This is a genomic window from Ginsengibacter sp., assembly GCF_057362405.1.
Genome location: NZ_JBMQQG010000230.1, coordinates 1 through 9,196, shown reverse-complemented (window position 1 = coordinate 9,196; position 9,196 = coordinate 1). Strand labels below are relative to the sequence as shown.

The 9,196-nt window shown below is 38.6% G+C and carries 8 protein-coding genes; 4 read left to right on the top strand and 4 right to left on the bottom strand.

What is annotated here, in order from left to right:
• A partial coding sequence (locus ACO1O5_RS19650; RefSeq protein WP_486273301.1) for an aspartate-semialdehyde dehydrogenase occupies positions 1-669 on the bottom strand: 669 nt, incomplete at its 3' end.
• 86 nt (positions 670-755) lie between these two features.
• Between ACO1O5_RS19650 and ACO1O5_RS19645 the strand changes: the two genes are divergently transcribed.
• Entirely contained in the window at positions 756-3,359 is a 2,604-nt protein-coding gene (locus tag ACO1O5_RS19645) for a lamin tail domain-containing protein (RefSeq protein WP_486273299.1), read from the top strand.
• A 19-nt stretch (positions 3,360-3,378) separates the two neighbouring features.
• On the opposite strand, the gene ACO1O5_RS19640 is transcribed toward ACO1O5_RS19645, so the two are convergent.
• Together ACO1O5_RS19640 and ACO1O5_RS19635 are read right to left on the bottom strand one after the other, a co-directional pair.
• Positions 3,379-3,663, bottom strand: coding sequence for a hypothetical protein (locus tag ACO1O5_RS19640; RefSeq protein WP_486273297.1), 285 nt, complete (start codon positions 3,661-3,663; stop codon positions 3,379-3,381).
• Positions 3,664-3,711: 48 nt separating this feature from the next.
• A complete protein-coding gene (locus tag ACO1O5_RS19635) occupies positions 3,712-4,635 on the bottom strand; it encodes a PfkB family carbohydrate kinase (RefSeq protein WP_486273295.1) in 924 nt (307 codons plus the stop codon).
• A 141-nt stretch (positions 4,636-4,776) separates the two neighbouring features.
• On the opposite strand from ACO1O5_RS19635, the gene ACO1O5_RS19630 reads away from it, so the two are divergent.
• Complete coding sequence (locus ACO1O5_RS19630) at positions 4,777-5,385, top strand: L-threonylcarbamoyladenylate synthase (RefSeq protein WP_486273293.1); 609 nt, start codon at positions 4,777-4,779, stop codon at positions 5,383-5,385.
• Positions 5,386-5,468: 83 nt separating this feature from the next.
• Here the strand turns inward: ACO1O5_RS19630 and ACO1O5_RS19625 are convergent, their stop codons facing one another.
• The gene (locus ACO1O5_RS19625) at positions 5,469-6,104 is read right to left on the bottom strand and encodes a ribonuclease HII (protein WP_486273292.1); all 636 of its coding nucleotides are present in this window, start codon (positions 6,102-6,104) and stop codon (positions 5,469-5,471) included.
• Positions 6,105-6,258: 154 nt separating this feature from the next.
• Between ACO1O5_RS19625 and ACO1O5_RS19620 the strand changes: the two genes are divergently transcribed.
• Positions 6,259-7,296 carry a COX15/CtaA family protein gene (locus tag ACO1O5_RS19620; RefSeq protein ID WP_486273290.1) on the top strand — a complete coding sequence of 346 codons (1,038 nt, stop codon included), beginning with the start codon at positions 6,259-6,261 and terminating at the stop codon, positions 7,294-7,296.
• A gap of 23 nt (positions 7,297-7,319) precedes the next feature.
• The coding region (locus tag ACO1O5_RS19615; RefSeq protein WP_486273288.1) for a hypothetical protein at positions 7,320-9,196 on the top strand (1,877 nt) is incomplete at its 3' end.

Genomic DNA, 9,196 nt, shown 5'->3' with positions numbered 1-9,196 from the left:
TGCCGTTACATTAATAGCATCATCACCAAGAATTTTTCTCGTTTCATTTACCATTTTCATTTCTTCCTTCGTATATCCGTTTTCTATAAACACATCAATCTGCGGAATGGCATTTTTATCAATCGGATATTTATATGCCATCTCTCCTTCAATATTTTCCCTTTCGTTCATCATCTGTTGCACAGCTTTCACGCCGGTACCGGTAACACTTTGATAAGTAGATACCACCACCCTTTTTATAGTATATTTTTTGTGCAGTGGATTTAAAACCAATACCATTTGAATGGTAGAACAATTCGGATTAGCAATTATCCTGTCCTCTTTAGTCAACACACCAGCATTTACTTCAGGTACTACTAATTTTTTTGTTGGATCCATTCGCCACGCAGAAGAATTATCAATAACTGTAATTCCGGCTTCGGCAAATTTTGGAGCCAGGGCAAGAGACGTTCCGCCACCTGCGGAAAATATGGCTATGACAGGTTTTGAGGCAATGGCATCCTCCGCTGAAACTACTTTGTATTTTTTATTCTTAAAAGTAATTTCTTTTCCAACTGATCTTTCAGAAGCTACCGGTATCAATTCTGTAACCGGAAAATTCCTTTCTTCTAATACCTGTAACATTTTACTCCCTACCAGGCCTGTTGCGCCCACAACTGCAATTTTCATTTTTGTGTTATTTATATTATTTTATTCAATGTTTTCTAAATGCTGCGAAAGTATAAAGTTATTATCTTTAAAAAAAGCCGCTGCTTATGGCGAAAAGTTTTTTCACAATTTTTCTTGTAACAATCATGAGCTTTTTTGCGAAGGCTCAACTGTCAGAAAACTTTGACGACGGGGATTTTACTGGCAATCCTGCCTGGTCTGGCGGTACTTCTGATTTTATTGTAAATTCATCTTTACAACTGCAAAGTAACAACACAGTTGCAAACAGCAATTATTTTCTCAGTACGCCAAATTCCATGGCAACTGCTACCCAATGGGAAATGTACATCCAACTGGCATTTAATCCTTCTTCAGCTAATTATATTGATGTTTATTTAATAGCTTCCGCCAGTGACCTTACACTCACTACAACTACCGGGTATTTTGTTCGCATAGGCAATACAAATGATGAAATATGTCTTTACCGGAAAGATAATGGTGGCGCCATTACCAAGATAATTGATGGAACAGATGGAGTATTGAATAACAGCAATAATATTTTGAAAATAAAAGTTATAAGGGACGCTTCTAATCAATGGATTCTTTCAAGAGATTTAAGCGCAACAGGAAATAGCTATACAACAGAAGGTTCCGCTATAGACGCAACTTATACTTCTTCGGCGTACTTTGGCTTATATATCAAGCAAAGCACAGCCTCATTTTTCCAAAAGCACTTTTTTGATGATATAAAAATAACCGACTACCTACCCGATGTCACGCCGCCTTTGCTCCAATCTGCAACCGCACTAAATACAAACGTCGTCGATGTATTATTTAATGAATCGCTCGATGCCGGCAGCAGCCAGTTGGCTTCCAATTATGTCGCAGATAATAGTTTGGGCATACCCGCTACAGCAATCCTTGATGGGACAAATCCGGCCCTTGTGCATCTTACATTTGCAGCCGCATTAACTAACGCGGTCACCTATACACTTACTGTAAATGGTGTAGAAGATCTTTCAGGCAATGCTATAATCAATGGCAGCGCGAATTTTAGTTTCTATAGACCTAAACAATATGACGTTGTTATTGATGAAATTATGGCCGATCCGACGCCCCAGGTACGGTTGCCGAATAGTGAATGGGTTGAGCTAAGAAACACTTCGGGATTTGAAATTAATTTGCAAGGATGGAAATTAGCTGATGCCGCGGGGACAACGGGAGCCATGCCTTATTTCAATTTGCAACCGGATAGCTTTGTTATTGTTTGTACAGGTTCTTCTGTAGCAGGACTCACGGCTTTTGGAAGAGTAATCAGTGTTACGAGCTTTCCTTCTCTTGATAATGATGGCGATGTGATTTCTCTATATGCTGCTTCCGGCCAAACAATACACGCAGTTCATTATTCATCAGCTTGGTATCAAAACGAATTGAAGAAAGATGGAGGGTGGACATTAGAAATGATAGATACAAAAAATCCTTGCGGCGGAATGAGTAACTGGAAAGCTGGCATTGATCCTTCCGGTGGCACGCCGGGTAAAAAGAATTCTGTAGATGGAGTAAATGCAGATCAAACTAACCCGAAACTTTTACGTGCCTTTACAATAAACAGCACTACTGTAACTCTCGTGTATGACGAACCGTTAGATAGTACAAAAGCCGCCACAGTTTCCAATTATTCTATCGACAATGGTGCAAAAGCTTTGAGTGCTACCGGCGTGTCGCCGGTTTTCAATAAAGTAAGTATTGGCTTGACTAATGCCATGGCCGCAGGCACTGTTTATACAATTACTGCAGCAAATGTTACTGATTGCATGGGAAATAATATTGGCACAAAAAACAGTACCAGGTTTGGCATAGCCGAGAATGCCGATAGCGTTGATCTTGTGATTAATGAAATTTTATATAACCCAAAACCTAACGGAGTCGACTATGTGGAACTTTATAATCGATCTAAAAAAATAATTGATCTCAGCCGTGTCTATATTGCCAACCGTAGCAGAGGAACCATCAGCAGTATTCAACAGGTTTCTGCTGACAATTATTTATTGTTTCCTGGGGACTATCTCGTTCTTACCTCGGACCCGGAGGCGGTGAAGGGTCAATATATAGCAGCGAATCCCGATGCATTTATAACGGTAAATAACATTCCATCTTTTCCTGACGATGCAGGTTCTGTAATCATACTAAATGCGCAGGGGAATATTGTTGATGAAGTAGACTATTCGGATAAATGGCAATTTCCGCTCATTTCAAATACGGAAGGTGTGTCATTGGAGCGGATCAACTACGACGCCACATCTTTACAGGCAAATTTTCATTCGGCCGCAACATCGTCAGGATATGGAACGCCGGGTTATAAGAACTCACAATATAGCCTAAACGAAGATGTACCAGGCACGATAACCGTTACGCCGAATATATTCTCGCCTGATAATGACGGTAATGATGATTTTGCCACCATAAATTATAGTTTCCCTTCTCCGGGGTATGTATCCAACATTACGATATTCAACTCGTCCGGACGTCCCGTTCGTTATCTTGAGAAAAATTCTTTAAATGGGTTACAAAGTTATTACCGCTGGGACGGATTAGATGATAAAAACAGGCAATTACCACAAGGCATTTACATTATTTACACAGAGATATTTAATACAGCAGGGAAGAAGAAGGTATTTAAAAATACCATTGTGCTTGCAAGGAGGCATTAAAAAGTTGTTAGCACATCTCTTAATTATTTCCAATGTTATTGATATCATCATCAACACGATCGGGAAACTTATTGAGTTGTGCTTTAATTATGAAATAGCTGGTAATTGCAAAAGCGATTCCGGTCATACCAATTGAAAAAAGATTATCCTTTTCAAATATCATAAACCCGATCAGCAAGCCAATAACCTCCGTAACTATCCAGGCAACAACTGTGTATAGTCTCCATGTTCCTGGCTTGAGGCCTTTTCTGGAAGCGAGCCTTCCAATTTCACGGGCTAAGAAAAATAATACAATGAGGTCCAAGTAATACTTATTTTTTTAGGATAAAAGATTCGAATTTAATTTTAAAAATTACACCAGGTCTATATCAAAATTTACGAGTTGCACAAACTCTTTCAGGCGAATATCGATTTCGTTTTTGGTAATCTCCTTTAGTCGTTGAGGACCAAATTTTTCAACACAGAAGCTCGCCATTGCTGAACCGACTATTATGGCAGTTTTCATGTTTTCAAATCCAATATCTTTCGTATGAGCAAGATGGCCAATAAAGCCTCCGGCAAATGTGTCTCCCGCACCGGTTGGGTCAAATACATCTTCTAACGGTAACGCAGGAGCGAAGAAAACATGATCATCATAAAATAGTAAAGCACCATGTTCTCCCTTTTTAATGATGAGAAATTTTGGTCCCATTTCCATTACCTTTCTTGCTGCTTTTACCAATGAAAATTCGCCGCTTAATTGCCTTGCCTCACTGTCATTTATCATCAGCACGTCAATCATGGTCAATACTTTCTTTAAATCCGGCATCGCACTTTCCATCCAAAAATTCATCGTATCTAAAACAATTAATTTTGGCCTTTTTCTTAATTGATTTATTACACTTATTTGCAATGCGGGCATCAAATTTCCGAGCATAAGAAAATCCGAACCCTGGTATGCATCCGGGACTTTGGGATCGAAATCAGCCAACACATTAAGATCGGTAATTAAAGTGTCACGGGTGTTCATATCCAGGTGATATTTTCCACTCCAGAAAAAAGATTTTTTGTCTTTTACAATTTCCACGCCAGTTAACGCTACTCCACGGCTTTCAAGTTCTTTCATTTCATCTGCCGGAAAATCATTCCCCACAATGGAAATTTGCTGAATAGGCTGCGTCAAATGGCTTGCTGCATAGGCCACGTACGTTGCAGATCCTCCAACGATTTTCTCAATTTTTCCAAAGGGTGTTTCGATTGCGTCGAACGCCATTGTTCCGAGGGTAATTATTGCCATGTTTCTTTTATTGATTTAATTTTGGGTTAAGCGCTGCAAATGTAAAAGATTAATGTTGGAAGTTGGTATAGTAATTGACGCCGGTAATTTTGAACATTTTAATAATTTCTGTGTTTGTTAACTTTGTCTTAAAGTAATATTATGTTGCTACGTATACATCACCAAAATCCCCAGCCGCGCCTGCTTAACCAGGTCGTTGATTGCCTTAAGAATGGAGGGGTAATAATTTACCCCACTGATACAATTTATGGCCTTGGCTGCGATATCTTCCACCCGAAAGCAATTGAGCGTATTTGTCAAATAAAAAATATAGATCCTCACAAGGCGCAGCTTTCCTTTATATGTAAAGACCTGAGCCACTTAAGCGACTATACCAAAAGTATTGATACACCTTTATACCGGGTTCTTAAAAATTATTTGCCCGGCCCGTACACTTTTATTCTTCCTGCAAGTAAGGCTGTACCTAAACTTTTGAAGAGTAAGAAAGACACAGTGGGAATTCGTGTGCCCGATAACGTTATATGTAACTCAATTCTTGAAACTTTGGGAAATCCTATTCTAAGTGCTTCACTTCCGGGAGATATAGCAGAGGAGTATACAGACCCTGAAATCATTTATGATAAATTCGGCAAACTTGTAGATTTTGTTATTGATGGAGGTGTAGGTGGCATTGTACCATCTACCGTTATTGACTGTACTACTGACGATTGGACTGTGATAAGGCCAGGGCTGGGTGAATGGCGGGCATAAACAGATGTCCGCGAATTTTTTCAAAGGCTAATTAAATAATAAACCGGAGGAAAATTGAATATGGTAACTGAATTTCCCGGGAATTATAAAATATTCGAATTGATTATTTCATCGCTTTCTATAACAGATTCGTCTCTTAGTGCCGCGTAGATATTAAAACTCTTACGGTGATAACGGCACAAACCATATTCTTTAATTGCATTACGATGTTCAACCGTTCCATAGCCCTTGTTGTTATGCCAGCAATACACTTTATGTTTCTTATGTAGGTTTACCATATATTCGTCGCGGTAAGTTTTTGCAAGCACGCTGGCGGCGGCAATTGATGCATAGATTCCATCACCTTTTATTATACAGTGATGCGGAATTTTTCTGTATGGCTTAAAGCTGTTCCCATCAACTAATAATATCTCAGGTAGATTGCTCAATTTATTTAATGCAAGGTGCATGGCTTTATAAGATGCCTGTAAAATATTGATGCGGTCAATCTCTTCGTTGTTTACACTGGCAACAGCGAAAGCAATACTTTCTTCTTCTATTATCGGTCGCAAGTGTTCTCTTTCCTCAGCAGTTAATAATTTCGAATCATTTAACAATGGATGATAGAATTCTTTAGGTAATATAACTGCAGCGGCATACACGGGACCAGCAAAGCAACCCCGGCCAACTTCATCAACCCCGGCTTCAAGAAATTTATTATGATAGAAAGGTAGTAGCAAAATGTTTTATCAAAAATAAAAGACGTTTTGTAAATAATGGGAATGTTTTTTCAACAATGAGTTATTAAAGAATTATTGTTCAATATCTGTCCCTGCACAGGGTTAACTTTGCCGCGAAATAAGTATGAATATGACTGTTGAATTAAAAAAAACAATGCCTAATAATGTTGCTAAATGGCTCTTCGCAGGCGTTATCATGTTAATGATTCAAATATTACTGGGAGGTATTACCCGTTTAACAGAATCGGGATTAAGTATTACAGAATGGAAACCGATCACTGGGATTTTGCCTCCGCTGAATACGACGCAATGGATGACGGAATTTGATCGATACAAACATACTGACCAGTTTCGCAATATGAACAGTAACTTTTCCTTAAGCGATTTCAAATTTATTTTTTTCTGGGAATGGTTTCATCGCACGTGGGCGAGACTGATGGGCCTGGTTTTCCTCGTTGGTTTTTTTTATTTCCTTATAAAGAAGCAACTGAGACAAGATATGATAGGCCCTTTTATTATATTGTTCCTGTTGGGAATAATGCAGGGAATTATTGGCTGGATAATGGTAAAAAGCGGGCTGGTGCCAGAAAGAATGTTTGTAGGGCATATAGAATTGGCAACTCATTTCATGGCGGCGCTGGTGCTACTATGCTACACCTTATGGTTTGCGCTGACCTTGTCAGTTAACCGAAATCAAATTATTATAAATAGAAGTTTACAAAAAACTACGTTTGTAATTCTTTGTATTTTATTTGTTCAATTAATTTATGGGGCATTTATGGCAGGTTTGCACGCAGCAACCGCAGCGCCTACGTGGCCGCAAATAAACGGGCAATGGATTCCTGCTTCGATGAATAGTTTATCGCCCGCCTGGAAAAATTTTATCGATAATAAGATAGCCATTCAATTTATTCACAGAGGGATTGCGTATATTATTTTGATAGGGGTGTTGATATGGTTTCTTAAAGCGATAAAAATTAAGGGAACTTTATTATTCAATAAGACGAAAGTTATTCCATTAGTTTTTATTATTGTGCAGGTTTTATTGGGAATAACTACTGTAATAACATCACCTTATGGCAATAACCTTGTGTGGTTTGGCGTTGCCCACCAGTTAATGGCTATTTTGTTTTTAATGTCGATAATTTTTATGTTACATATCATAAGGTCATCGTCGGTTAGTATGGCTTAAATTGAGAGGATTAATCTTTTTATATGAGGGAATTTATAAAACATTTTTATTATTCATTTCCTATACAGCTACTACTCCTTCATTTCAGGAAATCCCAGGTACTCTTGATTTTCTGGCTGGTTCTTTTTTTAACTATTACCGGGAACTTCATGAAGCTCTTTGGAGCAAATGCCTTGTTTCTTGCGCCGGAATATTTGGGTAACGTAAATGCGGGTGGCGCAGCTATTGCAGGAATTGCAACAGGTGTTTTTATAATGAGTTGGAATATTACAACGTTCATATTACACAGTCACCGCTTTCGTTTTCTGGCGACAAATTCCAAGCCCTTCTTAAAATATTGCGTTAATAATTCTATTATTCCTGTTTGCTTTTTGGTACTCTATTTTCTTGAAGCATTGTACTTCGACAGAAACATGGAATTAATTCCCTTGCTGGAATTTATTGCTATTGCGGCCGGCTTTACGGGTGGCTTATTTTTACTGCTAATTATTTCATTCGCCTATTTCTTTACCGCGGACAGGAGAATAGTAAGAACATTTAAACCGGGCTTTGCAGATTTTGATGAAAACAAGAAGTTTGAGAAGCATGAAGATGCTTTAAGTGACAACAATTTTGGATTACCCGTTGGTTACTATTTAACCAACCGATTCACGCTTAGAAAGGCAAGAAAAGTTGGTCATTACAGCCAGGAATTCCTGGACACTATTTTTAAGAGGCATCATTTTTCGGCAATCATTACCATCATACTCGCATTTATTGTTATGATGTTGATTGGCTTCTTTCTCGATCATAAAATTTTCCAGGTTCCGGCTGCTGCCAGCATTCTTATACTTTTTGCTCTTTTAATTGCCCTGATCGGCGCTCTTTCTTATTTCATGAGGAGTTGGAGTATTTTATTTGTCGCTTTTCTTTTTATCGTTCTTAATATTTTGTACAAATATGATATAATTGATCCCAGGAATAAAGCCTTCGGGCTCGATTATACCCATACCGTGAGGCCTGATTATTCGCTGAAAGCCCTTGAGGCTTTAAACACACCTGACAGAGTTGAAGCGGATAAAAATAATATGATGGACATTCTTTACCGGTGGAAAGCCAAGCAACAAGATAAAAAGCCATTGATGGTTGTATTTAATTTCAGTGGTGGTGGCGTAAGAAGTGCAACATTTGCAATGAACATTTTACAGGAGCTTGATAGTATTAGTGGCGGAACTATTATGAATAAGACCGTTCTTATAAGCGGGGCCTCCGGTGGAATGCTTGCCGCCGCTTACTTCCGCGAGTTAGTAAGGGAGCGGGCTGGTGGAGAAAAAATTGACCTTCAAAATAAAAGATATATCGACAATATTTCTAAAGACTTATTGAATCCTGTATTTTCTTCAATGATAGCGAGAGATCTTCTCTCTCCGGCGCAAAAATTTTCGGTTGGCCCTTATCGTTATGTTAAAGACAGAGGTTATGCATTTGAAGAAAAGTTGAACTCAAATACACATGGCGTTCTTGATAAGAATATAGGATCTTACAAAGACGATGAGAAAGACGCCAAAATACCCCTGATGATTCTAAATTCTGTAATAACAAGGGATTTAAAAAAGATGATGATATCTACTCAACCTATCAGTTTTATGATGCAGCCGGCCTTTGTTGATAGCTCAACAGGAATGAGTGGCCCTGATGCAGTAGATTTTGCTGCGATGTTTAAAAATGAGAACCCGATGAATCTTCGTTTACTCACGGCCTTAAGAATGAACGCAAGCTACCCGTACATTTTACCAAGTGTGTGGCTTCCATCCCGCCCGATAATAGATGTTATGGATGCCGGCCTTCGGGATAACTATGGAGAAGAAACTTCTTTACGTTTTTTGTATGTATTTAAAGATTGGATCAAAGCCAACACCTC